Source organism: Mycobacteriales bacterium (assembly GCA_036497565.1).
Classification (GTDB): domain Bacteria; phylum Actinomycetota; class Actinomycetes; order Mycobacteriales; family QHCD01; genus DASXJE01.
The window spans coordinates 54,114-79,661 of the sequence record DASXJE010000147.1 but is presented as its reverse complement, the minus strand read 5'-3'; the positions used below and the strand labels follow the sequence as shown (position 1 = coordinate 79,661).

Annotated in this window: 21 protein-coding genes; 13 read left to right on the top strand and 8 right to left on the bottom strand. The window is 72.6% G+C overall.

The window, feature by feature from the left end; translation table 11 throughout:
• The first annotated feature begins 56 nt into the window (after positions 1–56).
• From VGH85_12845 to VGH85_12810, 8 genes are all read left to right on the top strand, one after another.
• Positions 57–2,474 (top strand): DNA translocase FtsK, encoded by a 2,418-nt coding sequence (locus VGH85_12845; protein ID HEY2174687.1) that lies wholly within the window; start codon positions 57–59, stop codon positions 2,472–2,474.
• 127 nt (positions 2,475–2,601) lie between these two features.
• Positions 2,602–3,489, top strand: a complete 888-nt coding sequence (locus tag VGH85_12840) for a helix-turn-helix domain-containing protein (GenBank protein ID HEY2174686.1) — start codon at positions 2,602–2,604, stop codon at positions 3,487–3,489.
• Between the two features lie 64 nt (positions 3,490–3,553).
• Positions 3,554–5,053 carry a 30S ribosomal protein S12 methylthiotransferase RimO gene (gene rimO, locus VGH85_12835; GenBank protein ID HEY2174685.1) on the top strand — a complete coding sequence of 500 codons (1,500 nt, stop codon included), beginning with the start codon at positions 3,554–3,556 and terminating at the stop codon, positions 5,051–5,053.
• Complete coding sequence (gene pgsA / locus VGH85_12830; GenBank protein HEY2174684.1) at positions 5,050–5,694, top strand: CDP-diacylglycerol--glycerol-3-phosphate 3-phosphatidyltransferase; 645 nt, start codon at positions 5,050–5,052, stop codon at positions 5,692–5,694. The genes rimO and pgsA overlap by 4 nt, the downstream gene beginning before the upstream one ends.
• Positions 5,691–6,197 carry a CinA family protein gene (locus VGH85_12825; protein HEY2174683.1) on the top strand — a complete coding sequence of 169 codons (507 nt, stop codon included), beginning with the start codon at positions 5,691–5,693 and terminating at the stop codon, positions 6,195–6,197. Before pgsA ends, VGH85_12825 begins: the two co-directional genes overlap by 4 nt.
• Positions 6,198–6,303: 106 nt before the next feature.
• The gene (locus tag VGH85_12820) at positions 6,304–6,687 is read left to right on the top strand and encodes a helix-turn-helix transcriptional regulator (protein ID HEY2174682.1); all 384 of its coding nucleotides are present in this window, start codon (positions 6,304–6,306) and stop codon (positions 6,685–6,687) included.
• A gap of 317 nt (positions 6,688–7,004) precedes the next feature.
• Positions 7,005–7,829 (top strand): PspA/IM30 family protein, encoded by an 825-nt coding sequence (locus tag VGH85_12815; GenBank protein HEY2174681.1) that lies wholly within the window; start codon positions 7,005–7,007, stop codon positions 7,827–7,829.
• Between the two features lie 16 nt (positions 7,830–7,845).
• The gene (locus VGH85_12810; protein HEY2174680.1) at positions 7,846–8,595 is read left to right on the top strand and encodes a hypothetical protein; all 750 of its coding nucleotides are present in this window, start codon (positions 7,846–7,848) and stop codon (positions 8,593–8,595) included.
• On the opposite strand, the gene VGH85_12805 is transcribed toward VGH85_12810, so the two are convergent.
• Genes VGH85_12805 through VGH85_12790 form a run of 4 tightly spaced genes read right to left on the bottom strand, consistent with a single transcriptional unit; the run spans position 8,582 to position 11,475 of the window.
• A complete protein-coding gene (locus VGH85_12805; protein HEY2174679.1) occupies positions 8,582–9,127 on the bottom strand; it encodes a hypothetical protein in 546 nt (181 codons plus the stop codon). The two genes, VGH85_12810 and VGH85_12805, sit on opposite strands and share 14 nt — an antisense overlap.
• A gap of 6 nt (positions 9,128–9,133) precedes the next feature.
• Entirely contained in the window at positions 9,134–9,883 is a 750-nt protein-coding gene (locus VGH85_12800; protein HEY2174678.1) for a PIG-L deacetylase family protein, read from the bottom strand.
• Positions 9,884–9,894: 11 nt separating this feature from the next.
• Positions 9,895–10,695 carry a DNA-formamidopyrimidine glycosylase family protein gene (locus VGH85_12795; GenBank protein ID HEY2174677.1) on the bottom strand — a complete coding sequence of 267 codons (801 nt, stop codon included), beginning with the start codon at positions 10,693–10,695 and terminating at the stop codon, positions 9,895–9,897.
• A 27-nt stretch (positions 10,696–10,722) separates the two neighbouring features.
• Positions 10,723–11,475 carry an SIS domain-containing protein gene (locus VGH85_12790; protein HEY2174676.1) on the bottom strand — a complete coding sequence of 251 codons (753 nt, stop codon included), beginning with the start codon at positions 11,473–11,475 and terminating at the stop codon, positions 10,723–10,725.
• 87 nt (positions 11,476–11,562) lie between these two features.
• Here VGH85_12790 and VGH85_12785 point away from each other — a divergent pair, with 87 nt between their 5' ends.
• On the top strand, positions 11,563–12,576 hold the full coding sequence (locus VGH85_12785) for a BadF/BadG/BcrA/BcrD ATPase family protein (protein ID HEY2174675.1): 1,014 nt from the start codon (positions 11,563–11,565) through the stop codon (positions 12,574–12,576).
• 9 nt (positions 12,577–12,585) lie between these two features.
• On the opposite strand, the gene VGH85_12780 is transcribed toward VGH85_12785, so the two are convergent.
• From VGH85_12780 to VGH85_12765, 4 genes are all read right to left on the bottom strand, one after another.
• Positions 12,586–14,118, bottom strand: coding sequence for an aldehyde dehydrogenase (NADP(+)) (locus VGH85_12780; GenBank protein ID HEY2174674.1), 1,533 nt, complete (start codon positions 14,116–14,118; stop codon positions 12,586–12,588).
• The gene (locus VGH85_12775; protein HEY2174673.1) at positions 14,115–15,044 is read right to left on the bottom strand and encodes a fumarylacetoacetate hydrolase family protein; all 930 of its coding nucleotides are present in this window, start codon (positions 15,042–15,044) and stop codon (positions 14,115–14,117) included. Before VGH85_12775 ends, VGH85_12780 begins: the two co-directional genes overlap by 4 nt.
• Positions 15,045–15,076: 32 nt before the next feature.
• Complete coding sequence (locus tag VGH85_12770) at positions 15,077–19,618, bottom strand: ATP-dependent helicase (protein HEY2174672.1); 4,542 nt, start codon at positions 19,616–19,618, stop codon at positions 15,077–15,079.
• A 72-nt stretch (positions 19,619–19,690) separates the two neighbouring features.
• Positions 19,691–21,124, bottom strand: coding sequence for an FAD/NAD(P)-binding protein (locus VGH85_12765; protein HEY2174671.1), 1,434 nt, complete (start codon positions 21,122–21,124; stop codon positions 19,691–19,693).
• A gap of 141 nt (positions 21,125–21,265) precedes the next feature.
• Here VGH85_12765 and VGH85_12760 point away from each other — a divergent pair, with 141 nt between their 5' ends.
• The 4 genes from VGH85_12760 (at position 21,266) to rny (ending at position 25,547) form a co-directional block, all read left to right on the top strand.
• Complete coding sequence (locus VGH85_12760) at positions 21,266–21,460, top strand: DUF3046 domain-containing protein (protein HEY2174670.1); 195 nt, start codon at positions 21,266–21,268, stop codon at positions 21,458–21,460.
• Positions 21,461–21,690: 230 nt separating this feature from the next.
• On the top strand, positions 21,691–22,740 hold the full coding sequence (gene recA / locus VGH85_12755) for a recombinase RecA (protein ID HEY2174669.1): 1,050 nt from the start codon (positions 21,691–21,693) through the stop codon (positions 22,738–22,740).
• A 4-nt stretch (positions 22,741–22,744) separates the two neighbouring features.
• On the top strand, positions 22,745–23,380 hold the full coding sequence (locus VGH85_12750) for a regulatory protein RecX (protein ID HEY2174668.1): 636 nt from the start codon (positions 22,745–22,747) through the stop codon (positions 23,378–23,380).
• A gap of 364 nt (positions 23,381–23,744) precedes the next feature.
• The gene (rny, locus tag VGH85_12745) at positions 23,745–25,547 is read left to right on the top strand and encodes a ribonuclease Y (GenBank protein HEY2174667.1); all 1,803 of its coding nucleotides are present in this window, start codon (positions 23,745–23,747) and stop codon (positions 25,545–25,547) included.
• The last annotated feature ends 1 nt before the right edge of the window (position 25,548 follow it).

The following is a 25,548-nucleotide window of genomic DNA, read 5'->3' as shown; positions in this document are numbered from 1 at the left end:
CGTGTCGCGGCTGTGACTCGTGAGGCTGGCGTGGCCTGCGGAGGTACGGTGAAAGCATGCCGGCCCGCACGAGCACCCGGCCGCGTCCGCGCGGCGGTGCCCGGCCGCCCGCCCGGCGGCGTCGGCCGGCCCGGCGACCCGGAGTGGGTCAGCGGTTCGGCACCGCGCTGTGGCGGATGGTGGTCGGCATCTGGACGTTGACCGCCCGTGGCGTCGGGGGCACCGTCCGCGCGATCGGCCGGCACGCCGCGACCGCCCGCGATCTCGACCAGGCGCACCGGCGCGACGGCGCCGGCCTGGGGCTCATCGGTTTCGCGGTGGTGCTGTCGATCGGTGTGTGGTGGCACGGCGCCGGTCCGGCCGGCCGCTGGATCGCCGACGCGGCCCATACCGTTCTCGGTGCGCCGGCGGCCGCGCTGCCGGTGGTGCTGGTCGTCGCCGCCGTCCGGCTGATGCGGCAGGCTCCGCGGCCGGAGATCCGCGGTCGGATGCTCGTCGGCTGGGTCGCCCTCACCCTGTCGGTCACCGGCCTGTGTCACGTCGCGCACGGGTCGCCGTACACCTGGCCCGGCCGGAGGCTGGCCGGGGGAGCCGTGGGTGCGCTGGCCGCCGGTCCGCTGGAGAGCGGGCTCACGGTCTACGTCGCGGCGCTGCTGCTCGGCCTGCTCGGGCTCTTCGGACTGCTGGTGCTGACCGGGACCCCGGTCAACCAGGTCCCGGCCCGCCTGAAGGCACTCGCCGACCGCCTCCGTCACCGGCAGGGGAGCCCGGAGCCGGACGAGGAGCCGGCCGGCGAACAGCCCGGGCCGGTGCGGCTCCGGCGGCCCTCCCGGCGCCGGCAGGGATCGATGACCGCCGAGACCGACGCGGGCGACCCGGCGGCGACCGAGCCGATGCCGGCCCACGCCGGCGACCCGGCGGCCGGGTCGGCCGGGCCGAAACCCCGCAAGCCCACGCCCGCCCCGGCGCCCACCCGCGCCGAGCAGCTCGCGCTGACCGCGACGGAAGGCGACTACATCCTGCCGCCGCCCCAGCTGCTGTCGGCCGGTGCTCCGGCCAAGGCGCGCAGCAGGGCCAACGACCAGGTGATCGCCGCTCTCGCCCAGGTCTTCGAGGAGTTCGAGGTCGACGCCGCGGTCACCGGCTTCAGCCGCGGGCCGACCGTGACGCGGTACGAGATCGAGCTGGGTCCGCGGGTCAAGGTGGAGCGGATCACGGCGCTGTCCCGCAACATCGCCTACGCCGTCCGCAGCGGCGACATCCGCATCATCAGCCCGATCCCGGGCAAGAGCGCGGTCGGGGTGGAGATCCCCAACGCCGACCGCGAGTGGGTGATGCTCGGCGACGTCCTGCGTTCGCACGCGGCGACCAGCGACCACAACCCGACCCTGGTGGCGCTCGGCAAGGACATCGAGGGCGGTTACGTCGTCACCAAGCTGACGACGATGCCGCACATCCTCATCGCCGGGGCGACCGGTGCCGGAAAGTCCAGCTGCATCAACTCGCTGATCGCCTCGATCCTCAGCCGGGCGACCCCCGACGAGGTCCGGATGGTGCTGATCGACCCGAAGCGGGTCGAGCTGACCGGCTACCAGGGGATCCCGCACCTGGTCACCCCGATCATCACCAACCCGAAGAAGGCCGCCGACGCCCTGCAATGGGTGGTCCGGGAGATGGACCTGCGCTACGAGGACCTGGCCGCCTCGGGCGTCCGGCACATCGACGACTTCAACCGCAAGGTGCGGTCCGGGCAGATCACGGCGCCGCCCGGCAGCGAGCGGGTCTATACGCCGTACCCGTATCTCATCGTCATCGTCGACGAACTCGCCGACCTGATGATGGTGGCCCCGCGCGACGTCGAGGACGCCGTCGTCCGGATCACCCAGTTGGCGCGGGCCGCCGGAATCCACCTCGTGCTGGCCACCCAGCGTCCGTCGGTGGACGTGGTGACCGGCCTGATCAAGGCCAACGTGCCTAGCCGGCTGGCCTTCTCCACCGCGAGCCTGGCCGACTCGCGGGTCATCCTCGACCAGCCCGGCGCGGAGAAACTGATCGGCCAGGGTGACGCGCTGTTCCTGCCGATGGGGGCGAGCAAGGCCCAGCGCATCCAGGGCGCCTACGTCCCCGAGTCCGAGGTCGCGGCGATCGTCGCGCACTGCACCGCCCAGGCCACCCCGTCCTACCGCGAGGACGTCACTGCGCCGGTCACCAGCAGCAAGGAGATCGACGAGGACATCGGGGACGACCTCGATCTTCTGTGTCAGGCGGTGGAACTTGTCGTGAACACTCAGTTCGGATCGACCTCGATGCTGCAGCGCAAGCTCCGGGTCGGGTTCGCCAAGGCTGGCCGGCTGATGGACCTGATGGAAACTCGAGGCGTCGTCGGGCCCTCCGAAGGCTCAAAGGCCCGCGATGTTTTGGTGAAATCCGACGAGTTGGACGGTCTTCTCGTTACGCTCCGCGGCGAAGGATAAACGGGACGCAACCGGGTTCGGTACCTGATGGTTGTCTATCGATCCATACGGCAGGCGCCTAGACTCTGAACTCGAGAGCACAGCACCGCGGGGGCAAGGCAGTCAGCCGTCCGGGAGGGGGGGTGCCGTGAGTGACGACGCAGGCCGCCCGGACCCCCGGGGGGCACCATCCGATCAGCCGGATGCCAGAGCGATCGACGGCCGGTCAGGCGAGGGCTCGCCGTTGGGCTCGGTCGTTGCGGCCGCCCGCGAAGCCCGCGGAATGTCGGTCGAGGACGTCGCCGCGGCCACCCGGATCCGGGTAGGGCTGATTCGCGCGATCGAGCGGGACGACTTCTCCGGCTGTGGCGGCACGTTCTACGCCCGCGGCCACCTGCGCACCATCGCCCGGGTTGTCGGGGCCGACGAGCAGGCGGTGCTGACCGCCTTCGACGAGCGCAGCGACGAGCCGCCGGACGCTGCAGAGGTGTCGATCGACGCCTCCGGCGTTTCCCCGGAACCTCCCGCGGCCCCGCCGCGCCGGTTCACACCCCGCTTCTCGGCCCGATTCACGCCACGGTGGGCGGCGGCCGCAGCAGCCGTCGTCGTCGTACTCGCCGCGGTTGTGGTCGGCGGCTGGCTGATGACCCGGTCCGGGCCGAACTCCGCGTCGCAGGGCGCTGCCGGCGGCGCGGCGTCGCACACCCCGTCCCCGCACCCCACGAGCCACCACCCGACCGCCCGGCCGACCCACACCAAGCCCCCGGCGCCACCTCCCTCGGGTGTCGCGCTGAAGGTGCAGATCACCGGTGACCGCAGTTGGCTCCAGGTCACCTCGAGCGATGGCACCTCCGTCTACGAGGGCGTGCTGGACAGCGGCGCGCAGATGAAGTTCAGCGATCCCGAGAAGCTCACCGTGCGGTTCGGCAATCCGCCTGCGGTCAACGTCACCGTCAACGGCAAACAGGTCGGCCGGCCGTGCACGCAGAGCGTCTGCACGGTCCAGTTCTCCGACAGCAGCAACCAGGCTGGCTAGCCGTCCCGGCCGCCCCGGGCGTCGGTGGCGATGAGCAGGTGGCGGGCGCCGGTAGTCTCGGGGGGTGCCCCGTACGTCGACCCCCTCCCGCCGCGTCGCCCTGATCACGCTGGGCTGCGCTCGTAACGACGTCGACTCCGAGGAGCTGGCCGGTCGGCTCGCCGCCGACGGCTGGGAGGTGCTCACCGGCGAGGAGCCCGGTGCCGACGCCCCGGACGCCGTAATGATCAACACCTGCGGCTTCGTCGACGCGGCGAAGAAGGACTCGATCGACACCGTGCTCGAGGCGGCCGAGTCCGGGGCCAAGGTCGTCGCCGTCGGCTGCCTGGCCGAGCGCTACGGCGCGGAGCTCGCGAAGGACCTGCCTGAGGCCGACGCGGTACTCGGCTTCGACCACTACCCGCAGATCGGCGCCCGGCTCGACGAGGTGGTCGCCGGGCAGACCATCACCCCCCACGTCCCGCGCGACCGGCGCTCGCTGCTCCCGATCAGCCCGGTCGATCGTGCCGCCAGCGACCGCGCCGTCCCCGGTCACGGCGCGCCGCTCGACCTGCCGGCCGGGGTGGCGCCGCCCTCCGGCCCCCCGGTGCTGCGCCGCCGGCTGGACCACGCGGTGATGGCTCCGCTGAAGCTGGCCAGCGGATGCGACCGCCGGTGCGCGTTCTGCGCGATCCCGCGGTTCCGTGGCGCGTTCGTCTCCCGCCGCCCCACCGACGTGCTCGACGAAGCCCGGTGGCTGGCCGGGGACGGCGTACGCGAGGTGTTCCTGGTCAGCGAGAACTCCACGTCCTACGGCAAGGACCTCGGCGACATGCGGCTGCTCGAGTCGCTGCTCCCCGAGCTCGCCATGGTCGACGGCCTGGACCGGGTCCGGGTGTCCTACCTGCAGCCCGCCGAGATGCGCCCGACGCTGGTCGCCGTGCTCGCCGCGACACCCGGGGTCGCGCCGTACTTCGACCTCTCGTTCCAGCACGCCAGTGAGCCCGTGCTGCGCCGGATGCGCAGGTTCGGCGGCCGGGAGGCGTTCCTCGGCCTGATCGACCAGATCCGCTCCATCACCCCGGACGCCGGTATCCGGACCAACGTGATCGTCGGGTTCCCCGGGGAGACCGACGCCGACGTCGACGAACTGCAGCGGTTCCTCACCGGCGCCCGGCTGGACGCCGTCGGGGTCTTCGGCTACTCCGACGAGGACAACACCGAAGCGGCCGGCTACGACGGGAAGCTCCCCGCCGAGGTCATCGCGGCGCGGGTCGAGCAGGTCAGCGAACTCGTCGACGAGCTCTGCGCCCAGCGCGCCGAGGAGCGGATCGGCTCGATCGTCGACGTGCTGGTGGAGCGGGTGGACGATGACGGGATCGACGAGGCGAGCGACGGGGACGTCATCGAAGGCCGGGCCGCCCATCAGGGGCCCGAGGTGGACGGGGTGACGGTCCTGGCCGGAGGCTCCGGCCTGCGGCCGGGCGACATGGTCCGCGCTCGCGTCGTCGCTGCCGACGGTGTCGACCTGGTGGCCGACCCCATGGAGGTGGTGGCGGCGGACGCACTGCGGGCGTCGGGGTGAGCAACCTCGTTCCCGACCCCGCCGCGACCGCGCCCCAGACGGCCCGGCTGCTCAACATCGCCAACGGTCTCACCGTGCTTCGACTGCTGCTGGTACCGGTCTTCGCGCTCGCCCTCGTGCACGACGGCGGCACCAACACCGGCTGGCGGATCGTGGCCTGCGCCATCTTCGCGGTCGCGTCGCTGACCGACCGCATCGACGGCGACCTGGCGCGCCGCCGGGGCCTGGTCACCGAGTTCGGCAAGCTGGCCGACCCGATCGCCGACAAGGCCCTCATCGGTACGGCGCTGGTCGGCCTGTCCACGCTGGGGCTGCTGGCCTGGTGGGTCACGGTGGTCGTCGTCGTCCGCGAGGTCGGCGTCACCATGCTGCGGTTCTGGGTGATCCGGCACGGCGTGATGCCGGCCAGCAGGGGCGGCAAGCTGAAGACCTTCGTGCAGGCGGTGGCGATCGGTCTCTACGTGCTCCCGCTGTCCGGGCCGGCCCACATGGTGGCCGTGATCGTGATGGCGGTCGCGGTCGCCCTCACCCTGGTGACGGGCGCGGACTACGTGGCCCGGGCGGTGAGCATGCGTCGCCGCTCGCGGCTGTCGACGGGATCCGGCCGCTCGCCCGCGGCGGGCCGGGAACAGCACTCGTGACCCTGGCCGATCAGGTGCACGTCGTCCTGCGGGCCCGCGACCAGACCGTGGCCGTCGCCGAGTCGCTCACCGCCGGCCTGCTCTCGGCCGCGCTCACCGACACCCCGGGCGCCAGCAGCACCTTCCGCGGCGGCCTGGTGGTCTACGCCACCGACCTCAAGGCGTCGCTGGCCGGCGTACCCGGCCCGTTGCTCGACGCGCAGGGGCCCGTCAGCCCGGACGTCGCCGCCGCCCTCGCCGCCGGGACCCGGACGCGGCTGGGTGCGACCTGGGGGCTCGCCGTCACCGGCGTGGCCGGGCCCGACGAGCAGGACGGCGTCGCCGTGGGGACGGTCTTCGTCGGAATCGCCGGCCCGGACCAGCCGGCCGGAGCCGGGTCGGGGGCGGTGCGCGCGCTGCACCTGGCCGGTGACCGGGCCGAGATCCGGCGCCAGGCCGTCCTGGGCGCCCTCGAGGTCCTGGCCGGCGCTCTGGGGGTCGGTCGGGTGGAATCGGCGCAGTGACGCGGGCGTTACGCTCACGGCTGACACGCCCATTCGGGTCGGGTAGGCCGCGAGACCCAGGGGTACCGTGACAAAGACAGCGCAAAGAGAGAGAGGGGTGCAGCGGATGGCTCTGCTCCGTCGAGTTCTCGGCGACACACTGCGCGGCCAGCGGCTGCGCCAGCAACGCACGTTGCGAGAGGTGTCCTCCGCCGCCCGGGTGAGCCTGGGGTATCTGTCCGAGGTCGAACGCGGCCAGAAGGAAGCCTCCTCCGAGTTGCTCGCCTCGATCTGCGAGGCCCTCGAAGTCCAACTCGCCGACGTACTCGGCGAGGTCAGCGAGACCATGCGCGGAGCCGAGATCCCGGCCAGCACCGGTCAGGCCGCGGAGCGGGTGCACGCCTCCGTCGGAGCCGCTCTGCCCCGTACCGACACGATGGACCGGCTGGACAAGGTCATCATCGGCCCGATGCACGACTCCCAGGACCGTCGGGTCACCGCCGCCGCCTGATCCTCCCGCTCGCTCCACGCTCGGCACCCGTCGACGCCGCCGACCAAAACGCACTCCTAGTGCGTTTTGGGCGCCTGGCACGGCGTGTCGCGGATCAAAACGCACTACGAGTGCGTTTTGAGCGTGCGCCGATCGAGGCCGGCAACGAGGCCGGGGATCTGATCGTCGTGGTGGCGCCTAGTCTGGTCAACAATTCGCGGTTCTGCCGCGGATGGGGGGCGGTCCTGGTCAGTTGGGTCGCACCGACGCGTGGCAACCTGCCACGATGGACGTCGGCGTACCGTGGGAGTGCGCTGCTGACAGGAGGATGCTCGATCATGGCCAACCCCTTCGTGAAGTCATGGAAGTACTTCATGTCCTGGTTCGGTGCGAAGGTGGACGAAAAGGCCGATCCGAAGATCCAGATCCAGCAGGCGATCGAGGATGCCCAGCGTCAGCACCAGTCGCTGTGCCAGCAGGCTGCGCAGGTCATCGGCAACCAGCGCCAGCTCGAGATGAAGCTCTCGCGTCAGCTCGGCGACATCGAGCGGCTGCAGGGTTCGGCGCGGCAGGCCCTCGTGCTCGCCGACCAGTCGACGAAGAAGGGCGACGCGACGAAGGCGGCCGAATACACGCAGACGGCGCAGGCCTTCGCCAACCAGCTGGTCTCCACCGAGCAGTCCGTCGAGGACCTCAAGGGTCTGCACGATCAGTCGCTGCAGGCCGCCGCGCAGGCGAAGAAGGCCGTCGAGTCCAACGCGATGATGCTGCAGCAGAAGCTCGCCGAGCGCACCAAGCTGCTCAGCCAGCTCGAGCAGGCCAAGATGCAGGAGCAGGTGTCCAGCTCGCTGCAGTCGATGTCCGAGCTCGCCGCTCCGGGCAACGTGCCGTCCCTGGCCGAGGTGCAGGAGAAGATCGAGCGGCGCTATGCGACCGCTCTCGGCCAGTCCGAGCTGGCCAACAACAGCGTGCAGGGGCGGATGCTCGAGGTCGAGAAGTCGACCATCGACATGGCCGGATCGGCGCGGCTGGATCAGATCCGCGCGAGCATGGGCGAGATCGGTCCGACCGCCGAGACCCCGGCGGTGGAGGCTGCGCCATCCGGTGGCGACACCGCGGAGCCGCAGAACACACCCCAGCAGCAGACCTCCGAGCCGAGCTAGGAGCCCCGGGTCACCGATGGCCGCCGATCTGACCGCCCGCGCGGCGCGCGCGGCCGCCGCGGCCCGGCGTGCCGGGCAGATGGCGGACACCGCCCGACAGGCCGCCGCGGCATGGCGTGACCCGGTCGCCCGGTTGCTCCGCCGCCGTCGGCGGGCCCGCTGGGGGCTCGGTCTGCGGACGGCGTTCGCCATCGGCATCTCGATCGTGGCCGGCTGGGCCATCATCCAGGGCGACGTGGTCGGCGGAGCGTTCCTGGCCGTCGTCGGCGCCTTCGCGATCTACTCCGTCGTCCCGGCCGTACGCCGGGTCTGGGTGCTCGAGCGCACTCCGCTGCCGGCCCCGCCACCGCCCCCTCCGCCGCACGGGTCGGCCGCCCGGGTGCCGATGGAACGGCTCTCGGCGCGGGAGCGCACCCTCGCGAACCTGTTCGTGTTGCTCGGCCCGTCCGGGCGCGACGCCGCAGGCGAAGCCGCTGCGGCTGCGACGGCGCTGCGGGCGCGCGGCGAGCGCGTGGTCGTTCTCGAGGCCGCGCGGCGGGACGCGCCGCCGCAGGCGGTCGGCGACCTCGACGAGGCGCTCGGCATCCTGTGCGTGTCACTCGAAGACGGTGTCGACGCCTACGACAGGCTTGTCACTGCGGCGGCCGGTGTCGTCTCGGCGAGCATCGACGACCGGTCGGACTCGCTGACCGCACAACGGCTGTCGGAGACCACCGACGCACTCGCCGGACTTGCCCGCGGCCTCCGCGAGGTCAGCGGTCGCTGAGGCTGGCCTGCTCGGTCGCAAACGCGAGAATCCGGTCCAGGTGCTCCCGGCGCAGGCCGACCGTCGGCTCCGGCGCGATCGCCAGCGCGGGCTGGTCGAGCCCGTTGAGCCAGTCCAGCGCGTCGGGGGAGTAGCCGAGTTCGTCGTCGGTCCAGATGAGCGGACGGCCCTCGCGGGCGACCTCCTGGGCGAGCGGAAGCTTCCACCACACCGCCGAGCCACCGGGGCTGCCGACCACCGGGAATTCGGGTAACCCGAGCAGCCGCCGCAGATCCGCGTTGGCGTCGCGGGACCACGTGGTGAGCCAGCGGATCTCGACCAGACCGCGGTCGTGCAGGTCACGGATCCCGGCCATCACGTCGGGCGAGAAGGTGATCCGGTAGCTCCGTCCGCTGGTCTGCGCGGTCCCCGTCGTCCAGTCCGGCCACGCCGACCGGTCGACGTCGAGCGTCACGGCGTTGAGTACGCCGTCGACGTCCAGCAGCCAGATCGGCGTCGTGGGTGACCCCGACGCGTCGCCCCCACCCGCCACTGCGGCTCAGGCCCGGGCGGTGTGGAAGGCGCGGAAGACCTCCGCGAGCCGGCCTTCGGGCAGGCCGACCGTTGCGGCGTTCTCGGCCAGCTCCGCGCGGAGCCGGTCGGTGAGGCCGGACATGTGCGACGTCTGGCTGGCGTGCGCCCGCAACGCGGCGACCTTCATGTCGAAGGTGTCGGTGACGTCGACGTACGTCGTGGGCTGCGGCGCGGCGATCATCCACACGTCGTTCGCCCGCCATGCCTCGAGGCCCTCGTCGGCGAAGAGCTCGGGATGGATGTACGGGTTGGCCGCGTCGGGGTAGACGGCGCACAACGTGGCCTCGCCGACCGCCATGTGGTCCGGGTGGTTGTGCACGACGCGGTCCCACGTCCGCTCCGGGGTCATGGTCAGGACGCGCTGGGGCCGCACCCGGCGGATCTGCCGGGCGATGTCGCGGCGCAGGTCGAGGGTCACAAGCACCCGGCTGTCGGGGTAGCCGAGGAACGTCACGTCACTCACCCCGACCGCCGCCGCCGCGGCGCGCTGCTCGGCCTCGCGGGACGCGGCGACCTCGTCGCGGGGGAGGGTCCCGGACTGGCCGGAGTCACCGCGGGTCGCGATGCAGTAGGCGACCTCGATCCCGGACTTGGTCCAGGTCGCGATCGTGCCGGCCGCGCCGAAGTCGAGGTCGTCGGGGTGGGCGGTGACGACCAGGATGCGCTGCACATCAGGAGACCGACTGCCGTCGACGTATTGCTGTGGGTTGCTCATGGCCGGTGACTCTACGACCGGGCAGCGGCCGCCTGCGCTGGGGCGGGCTGGCACGCCGGACACCAGAAGGTGATCCGTTCGGCCTGCATCGCCCCCCGGATCGGCGTACCGCAGCGGCGGCACGGCTCGCGACCGCGCCGGTAGACCCAGTGCTGCCGCCCGCGGTGCAGGTCGCCGGTGGTCGCCTGCTCGGGGTGCTCCCGATTGGCGGCGATGAGGCGTTGGGCGAGCATGACGACGCCGGTCAGATCGTCCACTGTGGACACCGGCGCCCACGGAGAAATGCCGCGCAGGAAGAGCGTCTCGGACTTGTAGAGGTTTCCGATGCCGGCGAGGTTGCGTTGGTCGAGCAGCGCCTCGGCGATCGCCCGATCGGGTTGCCCGGCGATCCGGCGGGTCGCCTCCGGCGCATCCCAGTCCGGACCGAGCAGGTCAGGGCCGAGGTGGCCGACCAGCCGGTGTTCGTCGGCGGTGGGTACGACGGCGATATCGTGGATCCGGAAACCGACAGCCTGCCAGTCGGCGTTGGCCAGCACGACGCGGACTTGATGCGCCGCCCCGCCCCGCCACCGGGCGCCGGCCCGCACGAGCTGCCAGGCACCGTCCAGGCGCAGGTGGGTGTGCAGCGTCCGGCCGTCGTCGAGGCGGGTCAGCATGTGCTTGCCGCGCGGGATCACCTCGACCACGCGCCGCCCGACCAGATCGACGGTCGCGTAGGCGGGCACTCGCAGCTCGGCAGCGGTCAGCTGACGACCGGCCAAGGCAGTGTTCATGCGCTTGGCGGCGAGCCACACCGTGTCACCCTCGGGCACGGTGCGATTGTGCGCCCGGCCCCGTACTCAGCTGATACCGCGCCGGATCCGCCCGGCGTAGCGCGCCTCGAGCTCGTCGTTGTGCTCGTCCCCGCCCGGCACGTTGGCGGACAGATACACCGGCGGCGTGAGTCCGGCCGCGAGCTGCCGGGCGACGACCTCGGCCACCATCAGCTGCGCGGCCAGCGCCGACGTGATCGACGAGACGGCGCAGACCGAACCACCACCCGCGAGCGACATCAGGCTGTCGCCGTACGGCGCGCAGTTGTCGATCACGACGTCGGCCAACTCGAAGAGCCGCTTGCCCGACGGGTGCCGGGATTCGATGCGGGTCGAGTGCGCGAGTGACGTGATCGCGATGAGGCGATGGCCGCGCTCCCGGACGAGCTGCGCCATCTCGACGACCGAGCCGTTGCCGCCGGAGTTGGAGCCGATGACGAAGATGTCCTCCGGGGTGATCGTCGCGAGGTCGTAGATCTGGTGGGCGACGGCCGGGTCGCGTTCGACCAGGCGGTCCACGTCCGCCGGTTTCACGCCGCCGTAGATCACGATGTCGCGGATGGCGAGCATGTTGGTCGGCACGAAACCGCCGGCTCGTCCGGCGATCTCCATCGACAGGCCCTGCGAGTGGCCGGTGCCGAAAGCCTGGACGACTCCACCGGCGGCGAGGGAGTCGGCGACGAGCCCGGCCGCGGCGCTGATGTTGTCCCGCTGCGTGTGGAGCACCTGGTCGATGACGTCCTGGATCGCGGCGGCGCAGCCGGCCTGATCGATGCTCATGCGTGTCGTGTCCTCACCTCGGCGACGCGTGCGGGGCCCATCTCATCACCTGCCGGTGACCGCACGGTTGCCGGATACGCTGCGCCGGTGGACCGCGACGACCGTCTGGTGGCCGGGGTGGATGCCGGCGCGACCAGCGTCCGCGCGCTGGTCGCCGATCTGACCGGCGACCGGCGGGGCACCGGCACGGCCGGCGGCGCCAATCCGATCTCCCGCGGGCTGGACGCGGCGATGACCGAGGTCGCCCGGGCACTCGAAGGCGCACTGTCCACTGTGGACGTGAGCCGCGTCGCGCTGGTGGCGTTGGGGATCGCCGGGGGCAACACCCACGGCGGCGAAGGTCTCGGCGAGGCGCTGGATGCCGTCTGGACGCGGTTGGGGCTGCACTGTCCGCGCCTGCTGGTCTCCGACGTCGAGGTGGCGTTCGCCGCGGGCACCGCCGATCCGGACGGGCTTGTCGTCCTGGCCGGGACCGGCGCCGTCGTGGCAGAAATCCGGGCCGGCGCGATGTCCCGCTACCTCGACGCCCTGGGCTGGCTCATCGGCGACGTCGGTTCGGGCTCGTGGCTGGGACTGCGGGCGCTGCGTGCCGTGCTGTCCGACCTCGAGGGCCGCGGCAGCGCGACGACCCTGACCCCGCTGGTCGCCGCGCAACTGGGAGTCGCCCTGCCGACCCGCCCGGCCGGCGAGCTGCCCGGGTCGGACCGCACGGTGCGCGACCTCGTGGCTGCGGCGTACCGCCGTCCGCCGATCGCCCTGTCCGAGCTCGCTCCGCTGGTGTCGCGGGCCGCGGTCGACGGTGATCCCGTGGCCGCGGCGCTCGCCCGGCGGGCGGCCGAGGCGCTGCTCGACGAGGCCGGAGTGCTGCTCCGCGACGCACCGTGGGCGCGGTCGGCCGTGGTCGCCGGCAGCGTGCTGGTGACGCCCGGGCCGGTGCGGGACGCCGTCCGACGGGGACTGACCGAACGCTTCGGACTCGAGGTCGGCGACGGACGCGACGGTGCCGCGGGGGCCGCCTGGCTCGCCACCCGGCGGCTGGGCCCGGCGCGGGCGGCCGACGACGTGCATCGCCGGCTCGCCGCCCGCACCGACCGTGGCTGAGGTTCGCTGTCAGGCCGGGGCGATCAGCCTGCCGTCGACCCGCTGGGGAATGCCACCGGGGTTGTCGTCCCGCAGCTCCGCGGGGAGCAGGGCGTCCGGTGAGTCCTGGAAGCAGACCGGCCGCAGGAAGCGCCGGATGGCGGTGATGCCGACCGACGTGTGGGCCTCCGCGGTCGACGCGGGATAGGGGCCGCCGTGGTTCATCGCCCAGGCGACGGCCACCCCGGTGGGGAACCCGTTGAAGATGACCCGGCCGGCCTTGTGCCCGAGAACGTCGGTGAGGCGACGGGGCAGCTCCGACTCGCCGTCGCCGGTGTGCACGGTCGCGGTCAGCGAACCCTCCACCCGGGCGAGCGCCGCGATGAGGTCCCGCTCGTCGCGGTAGGTGGCCACGACGGCGGCGGGGCCGAAGCACTCCTCGAGCAGTGGCCCGGTGAGGTCCGCCGCGGCGACGGCGAACAGCTGCGGCCGGGCTGAGTAGCCCGCTGCGAGGTCCGCGGTCGAGGACGCGAGGTCATCGACGCCGGACTGGGTCCGCAGCCGGGCGGTGCCGGCCTCGAACGCGTCGCGGATCCCCTCGCTGAGCATCCAGCCGGACGGGGCCTGCGCGGCTCCGTCGGCCAGCTTCGCGCGCAGCAGGTCACCGTCGGCGCCGGCCGGGACGAACAGCAGGCCGGGCTTGGTGCAGAACTGGCCCACGCCCATCGTGAACGACGTGAGGAAGCCCTCGGCGATCTTCTCCGCCCGCTCCGCCGCCGCGGCCGGGGTCACCACCATCGGGTTGAGGCTGCCCAACTCGCCGTAGAAGGGGATCGGGTCGGGCCGGGAGTTGGCGAGGTCGAAGAGCGCCCGTCCGCCGCGCAGCGAGCCGGTGAAGCCGACGGCCCGGATCGCCGGGTGGGTCACCAGCCGGGTGCCGGCGTCCTGGCCGTAGACGACGGCGATGGTGCCCTCCGGCGCCCCGCAGTCGCGCGCGGCCGCGACCATCCGCTCGGCGCAGCGCGCCGACGTCGCCGGATGGGCGGGGTGCGCCTTGACCACGACGGGGCACCCGGCGGCCAGTGCCGAGGCGGTGTCGCCACCGGGTACGGAGAAGGCGAGCGGGAAGTTGCTCACCGCGAACACCGCGACCGGACCCATCGGGGTCAGCATGCGGCGCAGGTCGGGGCGCGGGCCCATGGCGGTGTCGCCGGGGTGGTCGATGGTCGCTTCGACGTAGCCGCCGTCCTCGAGCGCCTCGGCGAACAGCCGGAGCTGATAGCAGGTCCGGGTCAGCTCGCCGCCCAGGCGGGTCGGGCCGAGTGCGCTCTCGCGATCGGCCAGCGCAACGATCGCCTCCCGGTCGCCTTCCAGCCCGTCGGCCATCGCCCGGAGCAGCCGCGCGCGGCCGTCGCGACCCATCGCCTCCAGGCCCGGATACGCCGCCCGCGCCGCCTCGCAGGCGGCATCGAGGTCGGCGGGGGATGTCTGCTCGGTCACCTTCTCGACGGCGTCGCCCGTACGCGGGTCGATGCTCACCACGGTGTCCACTCCGGCGGTCATCGGGTCACCTCCTGGGTGGTTCGGGGTCGTTGACGGGTGTCGTCATACCCGGCGACCAGCCACTGCATGTCGGTCCGGCCCCGGACGACGGGGTTCGTGAGGCTACCCACCTCGTCGATCTCGATCTGCACCTCGTCGCCCGCGGTGAGGGTGAACGGCGTCCCGGGCACCAGGCAGGTGCCGGTCGAGAGGATCACGCCGTCGGGGAAGGCGTCGGCGCGGGTCAGGTAGTCGACCAGCTCGTCGAGCCGTCGGCGGAGCTGGCTCGTGCTGGCCTCGCCGGACCAGTGCACGGCGCCGCCGCGGCGGATGGTGAGCCGGATCGTGAGGTCGTAGGGGTCGGTGACCTCCCAGGCCGGGCGGATACCCGGGCCCACGGAGCAGCCACCGAGATAGATCTTGGCCTGGGGGAGGTAGAGCGGGTTCTCGCCCTCCAGGGTCCGGGAGCTGACGTCGTCGCAGACGGTGTAACCGACGATCTCCCCGGCGGCGTTGACCACGACGGCGAGCTCGGGCTCCGGGACATCGACCTTCGAGTCGTCGCGGACGGCGATCGGTTCGCCGTCGCCGACCACCCGCCAGGCGACGGACTTGAAGAACAGTTCGGGACGGTCGGCGTCGTAGACCTGCTCGTAGACCGTGGCCGACCGCTCGCTCTCTTCGACCCGGGCGGCGCGGGACTGCTGGTAGGTGACGCCGGCCGCCCACACCTCGGTGCGACCGTCCGCGGGCGGGAGCAGGCGCACGTCGCCGACCGGGTACGTCGGCCCGCCGGGGTCCAGGCACCGCTCGCGCAGCGCCCCGGCCGGGAGCTGCAGGAGCTCGGCGAGCGTCGCGACGCCGGCGAAGCCGGTGACCTTGCCGTCGGTGAGGACGCCGACCGCACTCCCGTTGCTGTCATGCTGCGCAAACCGGACGATATGCACGCTGCTCCCCTCGGATCGGCTGAGGGTCGAACCTATCCGGAGCGCAACCGCAGCCCGCGTGGGGTGGGTCGGAACCCCGCCGCGGCGAGTGCCTGGGCGAGCGGGGAGTCGTGGACGCCGACGCCGTCGGCCCGCTCGACGGCCATCCGGCCGAGTCCGCCGTCGCGGACGGCGAGGGCCAGGGCGTCGGCCGCAGGTTGCAGCAGGGCCGGGTCGTCGGACCAGGACAGCAGTGAGCGCCCGCCGCGTTCGACGTAGAGCACGAGTTGCCCGTCGACGAGGACGACCAGCGCACCGGCCTTGCGGCCCGGGCGGTGGCCGGACTGTTCCGGTCGCTCCGGCCAGGAAAGCGCTGCGCCGTAGGCGTTGGCCGGGTCGGTCGCGGCAAGCACCTGGGCGCGTTGCGTGTCGGATCGCTCGCTCGCGAAGGTGCGGAGCCGGTCGACCGCGCCGGTGGAGGCGAACTGGGCCGCGCCGAGTCCCGCGACGAAATAGCCACGACGCACCCGGCCCGCCTCCTCGAAGGCGCGGAGCACGCGATAGGCGGCCGCGAAACCACCCGCCACGTGTTCGGCCGCCACCGCACCGCGCGTCACCACACCGTGGCGTTCGAGCAGGGTCTCGACGAGGGCGTGCGCGCGCGGCGTCGGATCGACCACCCGGTCCGGGAGCCGGGACCATCGCCCGGCGACCGTCGGGGGGCCGGTCCGGCTGGGCATCGGTGCGCGGCCGACCCGGCCGTATCGGGACCGGGGCGCCGCGGGTCGCCGGGGATGGGCGACCTTTCCGGCACCGAGCAGCGTCCGCAACGGCGCGAGGGTGTCGTTGGTCAGGCGGCCGGCCCACACCAGGTCCCATACCGCGGCGACGAGTGCGGCGTCGTCAGCGGGTCCGAGCTGCCCGTCGGCGAACACCCGATCGGCGAGTGCCCGGAAGAACAACGCCGCGTCGCCGGACAACGCCTCGATTACCGCGTCGTGCAACGGGGTCAGCGTCAGTGTCGTGTCGATCGGCGGGAGCACGAGATCAGCGATCTCGGTGGGGGCCAGGGCGATCCAGCCGTCGCCGCCGGGCAGCGCACCCGCGCCGGACCAGCGCACCTCACCGGCGGCGGTCAGCTCGTCGAGCATCGCCGGGGTGTATCCGGCGACCCGCGCGGGCAGTACCAGTGTCTCGAGCGCGGACGCCGGTACGGCGACGCCGGCGAGTTGGTCGAGGGCGTGGGTGAGGGCCTCCTGACCGCGCGCCGAGGAGACGCCGACCCGCTGCCAGGCGGGCAGGAACCGGGCCAGGGCTTCGGCCGGCACCGGCTCGACCTCACCCCGCAGCCGGGCCAGCGACCGCCGCCGCAAGGTGCGCAGCACCTCGGCGTCGCACCATTCCTGACCGGTGCCGCCGGGCCGGAACTCGCCGCTGACCACCCGGCCGGCGCCGGCCAGCCGGTGCAGCACCTCGGTGATCACGGCGGTGCCCATACCGAGGCGGGTCGCGCAGTCGCTGACGTGGAACGGCCCGTGGGTGCGGGCGAAACGCCCGACGAGATCGCCCAGCGGGTCGCGTACCGGCTCGGTGAAGGTCTCCGGAACCCCGACCGGCAGCGGCGCGCCGAGCGCGTCGCGGACCCGTCCGGCGTCCTCGATCCCGATCCACCGCTCCTCGCCGGCGATCCGGATCCGCAGTGCCCGCCGCGACTCCTCGAGCTCGGCCAGCCACCGGGGCTGCGCTCCGCGGGCGACGGCTTCGGCGGTGGTGAGGTCGCCGACGAGGCGGAGCAGATCGGCCGTCGACTCGACGTCGTAGGCCTTGCGGGAGTCGGCGAGCCGCTGCAGCTCGGCCTCGACCTCGGCGAGGGCGTCGGGATCGAGCAATTCGCGCAGCTCGGCCTGGCCGAGCAGCTCGGCGAGCAGCGCGTTGTCCAGCGACAGGGCCTGGGCCCGTCGCTCGGCCAGCGGCGCGTCGCCTTCGTAGATGAACATCCCGACGTAGCCGAAGAGCAGCGACTGCGCGAACGGCGATGCCTGCCGGGTCTCGACCTCGACGAGGCGCACCCGGCGCGATCGCAGGTCACCCATCAGTTCGACCAGCCCGGGCACGTCGAAGACGTCCTGCAGGCACTCGCGCATGGTCTCGAGCACGACGGGGAACGAGCCGTAGTCGCTCGCGACCTGCAGCAACTGGGCCGCCCGCCGGCGCTGTTGCCAGAGCGGAGTACGCCGTCGTGGGTCCCGCTTGGGTAGAAGCAGGGCGCGGCCCGCGCACTCCCGGAACCGGGAGGCGAACAACGCCGACCCGCCCACCTCCGCGGTGACCAGCGACTCGATCTCCTCCGGCTCGAAGACCGCCAGCTCCGCCGTCGGCGGCTCGGCGTCGTTCTCCGGCAGCTGGAGCACGATGCCGTCGTCGGCGTGCATCGACGTCACGTCGACGCCGTAGCGCTCCCGCAGCCGGGCACCGATCGCCTGCGCCCAGGGTGCGTTGACCTGTGCGCCGAACGGGGAGTGGACGACGAGGCGCCAGTCGCCCAGCTCGTCGCGGAACCGCTCGACCACGATCGTGCGGTCGTCGGGAAGCTGCCCGGTCGCCTCGCGCTGCGCGGCGAGGTAGTCGAGCAGATTGGTCGCCGCCCACGGATCCAGCCCGCCCTCGCGCAGCCGGCGCTCGGCGACGGCGCGGTCCGCGCCGGCCGTCGTCCGCAGGAACGCGCCGACGGCCCGACCGAGCTCGAGCGGACGGCCGATCGCGTCGCCCTTCCAGAAGGGCATCTTGCCCGCCTGGCCCGGGGCGGGGGTGACCAGCACCCGATCGTGGGTGATGTCCTCGATCCGCCATGACGACGTCCCGAGCAGGAAGACGTCGCCCACCCGGGACTCGTAGACCATCTCCTCGTCGAGCTCACCGACCCGACGGCCCGGCTCGCCCTCCGTCCCGACCAGGAACACCCCGAACAGCCCGCGGTCGGGGATGGTGCCGCCGCTGGTGACGGCCAGCCGCTGGGCGCCGGGTCGCGCAGTGAGAGCGCCGGTGACCCGGTCCCAGGTGATCCGCGGCCGCAGCTCGGCGAATTCGTCGGACGGGTAGCGGCCGGAGAGCATGTCGAGGACCGACTCGAGCGCGCTGGCCGGCAGCCCGGCGAACGGGGCCGACCGGGCGACCATCGCGGCGAGCTCGTCGACCGTCCAGTCGTCCATCGCGACCATCGCGACGATCTGCTGGGCGAGTACGTCGAGAGGATTGCGGGGGAAGCGGATCGCTTCGATCGCGCCGGCCTGCATGCGATCGGCGACGACCGTCGCCGCGAGCAGATCACCGCGGTACTTGGGGAAGACGACGCCGCGGCTGACCGCACCGACCTGGTGCCCGGCCCGCCCGACCCGTTGCAGGCCGGAGGCCACCGACGGGGGCGCCTCGACCTGCACCACGAGGTCGACCGCGCCCATGTCGATGCCGAGCTCCAGACTGCTGGTCGCGACGACCGCGGGCAGCCGCCCGGCCTTCAGTTCCTCCTCCACCACGGCCCGCTGTTCACGCGACACCGAACCGTGGTGCGCCCTGGCCACCACCGGCGGGGCGCCGGGCCCGGAGCCGGCCTGGGCCATCATCTCGGCCGGGAGCCGGCCCGAGCCGGAGTCGAGCTCCTCGCCGTACTGCCGCTCATAGGCGAGCTCGTTGAGGCGTGAGGTGAGTCGCTCGGCCAGCCGGCGCGAATTCGCGAACACGATGGTGCTGCGGTGGGCCTCGATCAGATCGAGGATCCGCTCGTCGACCGCCGGCCAGATCGACGAGCGCTGCTCGGCGCCGGTCGCGGACCCGGACAGGTCGCCGGTCGGCTCGCCCAGGGTGGACATGTCCTCGACGGGGACCACGACCTCCAACTGCACCGACTTCTGCGCCGGTGGCGCCACGACCGTGACCGGGCGTCCGCCGGCGAGGAACCGGCTCACCTCGTCGACCGGCCGGACCGTGGCCGACAGGCCGATCCGCTGGGCCGGCGTGTCGAGGAGCAGGTCGAGACGGTCGAGCGAGACGGCCAGATGAGCGCCGCGCTTGCTGGCGCAGACGGCGTGGACCTCGTCGACGATCACCGTGTCGATGCCGTGCAGCGCCTCGCGGGCGGCGCTCGTGAGCAGCAGGAAGAGCGATTCCGGCGTGGTGATGAGGATGTCCGGCGGACGCCGGGCGAAGGCACGGCGCTCCTCGGGCGGCGTGTCACCGGAGCGGAGGGCGACCTCGATGTCGGGCTCGGGGAGGCCGAGCCGCGCAGCCGCCTGCCGGATCCCGGTCAGCGGAGAACGCAGGTTGCGCTCGATGTCGACGGCGAGCGCCTTCAGCGGGCTGACGTAGAGCACCCGGCAGCGACGGCGTGGATCGTCGGGTTTGGGTGAGGTGGCAAGCCGGTCGAGGGCGGCGAGAAACGCGGCCAGCGTCTTGCCCGATCCCGTCGGCGCGACCACCAGGGTGTTACTGCCGCGCCCGATCGCGTCCCAAGCACCCTGCTGAGCGGCGGTGGGGGCGGCGAAAGCCCCGTCGAACCAGGCCCGGGTGGCCGGCGAGAAGTCGTCGATTGTGCTCACCATCGCATCCTGCACCGAGGGTACGACAGGTTCGCGGGTGCTCAATCCGGTCGACGGCGACCTCGGCGTCGACCGTCAGTGCCGGGCCGCTCCGGCGACCGCACGGTCGTCCGCCAGCGCCTCCGGTTCGACATCGAGCTCGGCGAGCAGATGACGGGCCGCCTGTGCCGCCAGGTCGCGGATCTCCGGCACGGCGTTGCACTCCCAGAGCCCGCCCCGGCGAGGCGGCCCGACGGTGATCAGACGCGGGTCGCTGTCTCCGTCGCGGTCGACGAGCGCGCCGAGGTCGTCGGTGTCGAGTCCGAGATGGAGCGGATCGGGCCGGATCAGGCCGTCGGCGAGCATCGAGGCCAGTAGCGGGTCGTCGGAGCCGGTGACGTCGGTGCGCGGACCGGTGCAGTTGAGGATCGCCGCCACTCGGAGCTCGTCCCGTGTCCCGTCCGGTGCTTCGAGCAACGCCCGGTAGCCCGGGGGATCGGGTTTGGCCCCGACCAGCGCCGCGCGGCGGATGGTCAGTCGGCCGTCGGCCATCAGGCGGTCCAGCGCTTCCGTGACTGCCGGCGCCGTCCGGTGCCGATGGACCTCCCACTCGCGGGCCGCGGTCGCGAGGAAGATCCGGCGCTCGTCCTCCGACAGGCGGATCCAGATGCCCTGCGTCACCGGGCGGAGGCCGTTCATGACCGCCCGCCAGTCCACGCCGGCCCGTGCCGCCGCGGCGACCTCCCGGTGGAGCAGCGCCCGGAGGCCGGCGACGGTGAGCGGCTCGCCGGCCGCGGGGATCGGGGTGGACCAGACCCCTTCGGGTCCCGACTGGTGACTACGCGGCAGGAGACCGTGCCGGCTCACCGCGATCGCCCGTCGCTGCGGGTGGTCGCCGAGCACGGTCAGCGCTGCGTCGACCGCCGTCAGCCCGGTGCCGACGAGCAGCAGCGGACCGTCGTCGGGAAGTCGCTCGAGCGCGTCGCTCTCCCAGGCGTTGACCAGGTCGCATCGCGTGGCGGTCGAGCCCGGAGTGGCCGGCGGCAGGTTGCCGTAGGCGAGGACGACGGCGTCGGCCCGGGCGGCGCCGTCGGTGGTCTGCAGGTCGAAGCCGTGTTCGGTCCGCCGGACTGCCCGTACCCATCCCCGGCGGACCTCTAAGACGCCGGTGCGCACGGCGTCGTCCACGAGTCCGGCGAGGTAGTCGCCGTAGTAGCGCCGCGGCAGGAAGGTGTCGTGGTGTACGTCGATGCCGGCGGACTCGGCCCACCGGACGAAGTCGTCGGGCTCGTCGGGGAAGGCGCTCATCCGGCCGGCCCGGACGTTGAGCAGATGCCGCAGGTCGGTCGTTCCGTAGGCGAGCCCCCGGCCTGGTCTAGTGGTCGGATCGAAGAGCTGGACCCGGATGGCCCGGTCCGATCGATCGGCGAGGCGGGTCAGCGCGACGGCCGTGAGCGCTCCGCTGGCGCCGCCGCCGACGATCGCGACCGTCCGTGGACGGCCGGAATCGTGTTGTCCCCCCATGTTCATCCTCAAAGTCTACCAGTTAGATAGGGATTAAAATCGGTTTCGGGGTATCGCCTTCCGCGCGGACGAATGGACCGGCATCGACAGCCGGCAGCCGTGCTGCTGCCCTCGCCCCACCCACCGGGCGCCGACTACGCTGGCCCGGTGCGGCTGACCGACTTCTGGGCGCGGATGCGCAGCCACTTCGGCGAGAGTTACGCCGACTCGCTGGCCCGCGACCATGTGATGGCCGGCCTGGGCGGGCGCACCGCGACGGAGGCGCTCGAGGCCGGGGTCGACACCAAGGCGGTCTGGCGCGCCGTGTGCGACGAGTTCGGCCTGCCGGCGCGGGAGCGGTAGTCGCTCGCTCTCCCCGGGCGGTCGTCGGATCCGCTCCGGCATGGATCGCGCCACCCGGCGTGTCGGCCGCCGCGATCGAACACCTGTTCGCCTAGGCTGTCCCCAGACACCACGGTGATCCACAGGTTGGCTCGGCCGGCGCCTTTTGTCGGAGGCCGGCTCTAGCGTCACCGATGACAGAAACGGCGCGGTGCCGCCCAGCGCGGGCCGCCGACGAAGAGGTGGACCTCATGGCAGGACTGGACCGCGAGAAGGCCCTTGACGTCGCGCTCGCCCAGATCGACAAGCAGTTCGGCCGGGGCTCGGTGATGCGGCTCGGCGACGAGACCCGCGCTCCGATACAGGTCATCCCGACGGGATCGATCGCCCTCGACGCCGCGCTCGGCATCGGCGGCCTCCCGCGCGGGCGGGTGGTCGAGATCTATGGCCCGGAGTCCTCGGGTAAGACGACCGTCGCCCTGCACGCGGTCGCCAATGCGCAGGCGGCCGGCGGGATCGCGGCCTTCATCGACGCCGAGCACGCGCTCGACCCGGAATACGCGAAGGCGCTCGGCGTCGACACCGATGCCCTGCTGGTGTCCCAGCCGGACACCGGCGAGCAGGCGCTGGAGATCGCCGACATGCTGGTGCGCTCCGGCGCGCTCGACATCGTGGTGATCGACTCGGTGGCCGCGCTCGTCCCCCGCGCGGAGATCGAGGGTGAGATGGGCGACTCCCACGTCGGCCTGCAGGCCCGGCTGATGAGCCAGGCGCTGCGCAAGATGACCGGTGGGCTCAACACCTCCAACACCACGGCGATCTTCATCAACCAGCTCCGGGAGAAGATCGGCGTGATGTTCGGCTCGCCCGAGACCACCTCCGGCGGGCGGGCGCTGAAGTTCTACTCCTCGGTGCGGCTCGACGTACGCCGGATCGAGACGCTCAAGGACGGCGGCGAGGCCGTGGCCAACCGGACCCGGGTCAAGGTGGTCAAGAACAAGGTGGCCCCGCCGTTCAAGCAGGCCGAGTTCGACATCGTCTACGGCGTCGGGATCAGCCGGGAAGGCTCGCTGCTCGACGTCGGCGTCGAGCAGTCGATCGTCCGCAAGTCCGGTGCCTGGTACACCTACGACGGCGACCAGCTCGGGCAGGGCAAGGAGAATTCGCGGGCGTTCCTGCGGGACAACCCCGATCTCGCCGACGAGATCGAGAAAAAGATCAAGGAGAAGATGGGGATCGGCGCCCAGCTGGATGCCGAGGCCGGCGCGGAGACGCCGGCACCGGCACCGGTCGACTTCTGATCGGATGAGCACCCGGCGTGCGACCCGTCGTTCCTCGCGGTCGGACCGGGCCGACGACCGTACCGACGATCGCGGCACCGGCCCGCCGGCCGATCCGGAGTCGGTGGCAAGGACCATCTGTCTGCGCCTGCTGACCCAGGGGCCGCGCACCCGGGCCCAGCTCGCGGACGCGCTGTCCCGACGTGGCGTCCCCGACGAGGCTGCGGGCCGGGTGCTCGCCCGGTTGGGCGAGGTCGGACTGATCGACGATGCCACCTTCGCCCGCTCCTGGGTGAGCTCGCGGCACCACGGTCGCGGGCTGGCCGGCCGGGCGCTGAGCGCGGAGCTGCGGCACCGCGGGGTCGACCCCGAGACGACGGCGGAGGCGGTGGGGGAGCTCGACCCGGACACCGAGGAGCAGACCGCTCGGGCCCTCGTCCGCCGCCGGCTGGCCGGCAGCGGCGACGCCCGGCTCGATCCGGTCACGCGCCAGCGTCGGCTGCTGGGACTGCTCGCCCGCAAGGGCTATCCCGCGGGCCTCGCCTATCGCGTGGTCCGGGAGGAGCTGACGGCGCGGGGGAGTCAGATCGATGACCTCGCGGGCCGCGGCGACCCCGACGCGGCGGAGGCGGTCGATCTCTCGCTCGGCGACGGTCCGTAGCCGTCGCCAGACCTGGCGTGTCGGAGACCGGCGGGCCGGTCCTCAGCTTGACCGTCCCCAGGGCCGGATTTAGCCTCAGAGTACGAGGAGTTAACCCTGCCACTGCATGTGTCCGATACGCCCATATAGAGCAGTCCGACCGACACCGCCTAGGTACACCATCTAGGTTGACCGTTCTCACCGCCCAGGGTTGGGCGTGTTCCCGTATCTGCGGGGTCTGTGTGTCGCGCCCTCCGGGCGCGGGTGTCGTGGCCGACGAGCCGCCGGGGCAGGTGACCGGCGCCCGCAGTGCGTCGGCGTCGGTGACTCCTCGTACCGCAGCACCGTGCGCACGCACGGTGGGAAGCCGACAGAGGAGGTTGACGTGTCAGGTCTCCTCCAGGCGCTCATCGTGGTGCTTCTTGGCGTCGTCCTCGTCGGTGTCGTCGTCTTGATTCGCGTGGTGGTGGTGACCAGTCGGGCCAAGGCCATCGCCGGTCGCACCCAGTCCCCGGCGGAAACCACCCCGCAGCACCCGCCCGAGGCGTCCACGAGTCCGGTCGACCCTGTTGCCACCGCGGCTGCCGACCACGCGGCCGGCGAGGACGCGTCGGAGGAGGCCGCCCGCATCATCGCTACCGCCCGTGCCGAGGCGGAGTCGTCCGCTGCGACCGCACGGCGTCGGGCGGAGGCGGAGGCCGCCTCGGTCCGGCGGACCGTCGCCCAGGAGGCCGACGAAGCCCGGCACGCGCTCGCGGTCGAGACCGACAACCTGCGCCGACAGGCCGACCTCGACGCGACTGCTGTGGTGCAACGGGCCCGGCACCGGGCCGAGCAGGACGCACAGCGGGAGGCCGAGCGGATCACCGAGACGGCCCGGGCGGCACTCGCCGACGCCGAACGCCGCGAGCAGCGGGTGGTCGAGCGCGAGGCCCGGCTCGACGAGGACCGGGCCCGGCTGGACCAGCGTGACCGGGAGCTGATCGACACGCAGCATGCGCTCGACGTCCGGGAGAGCGAGCTGGAGGAGTTCGACGCCGACTACCAGCGGGCGCTCGAACGCGCCGCCGGGCTGACCGCAGCCGACGCCAAGGCCGAGCTCCTCACGGTGCTGGAGTCGCAGGTACGCCGGGAGTCCGCGATCGTCGTCCGCGACGCGGAGGCGGCGGCCACCGCGACCGCGGAGCAGCGGGCCCGCCAGATCGTCACCGACGCCATCCAGCGCATCGCCAGCGACCAGACCGCGGAGAGCGTGGTCAGCGTCATGCACCTGCCGGCCGATGAGATGAAGGGCCGCATCATCGGCCGCGAGGGCCGCAATATCCGGGCGTTCGAATCGGTCACCGGCGTCAACGTGATCATCGACGACACCCCCGAAGCCGTGCTGCTGTCCTGCTTCGACCCGGTACGCCGCGAGATCGGCCGGCTCACCCTGGAGAAGCTCATCCTCGACGGCCGGATCCATCCGCACCGGATCGAGGAGGTCTACGAGCAGAGCAAGGTCGAGATCGACGCGCTGTGCCTCCGCGCCGGGGAAGAGGCCGTTCTCGAGGTGGGTGTCGGCGAGATCCACCCGGAGCTGATCGCCCTGTTGGGCCGGCTGCGTTACCGCACCTCCTACGGCCAGAACGTGCTCGCCCACCTGATCGAGACGGCGCACATCGCCGGGATCATGGCCGCCGAGCTGCACATGCCCACCGCCCTGCTGACCCGGGCGGCGTTCCTGCACGACATCGGCAAGGCGCTGACCCACGAGGTCTCCGGCAGCCACGCCATCATCGGCGCCGAGCTGGCCCGCAAGTACGGCGAGCACCCCGACGTCGTCCATGCGATCGAGGCGCACCACAACGAGGTCGCCCCACAGACGATCGAGGCGGTACTCACCCAGGCCGCCGATGCCTGCTCCGGCGGGCGCCCCGGTGCCCGCCGGGAGAGCCTCGAGTCCTACGTCCACCGGCTCGAGCAGATCGAGCAGATCGCCGGCAGCCGGCCCGGGGTGGAGAAGGTCTTCGCCATGCAGGCTGGCCGCGAGGTGCGGGTGATGGTCTCGCCCGAGGAGGTCGACGACCTCGGGGCCCAGATGCTGGCCCGCGACGTGGCGAAGCAGATCGAAGCCGATCTGACCTACCCGGGCCAGATCCGGGTGACGGTCGTCCGGGAATCCCGGGCCACCGAGATCGCCCGCTGAG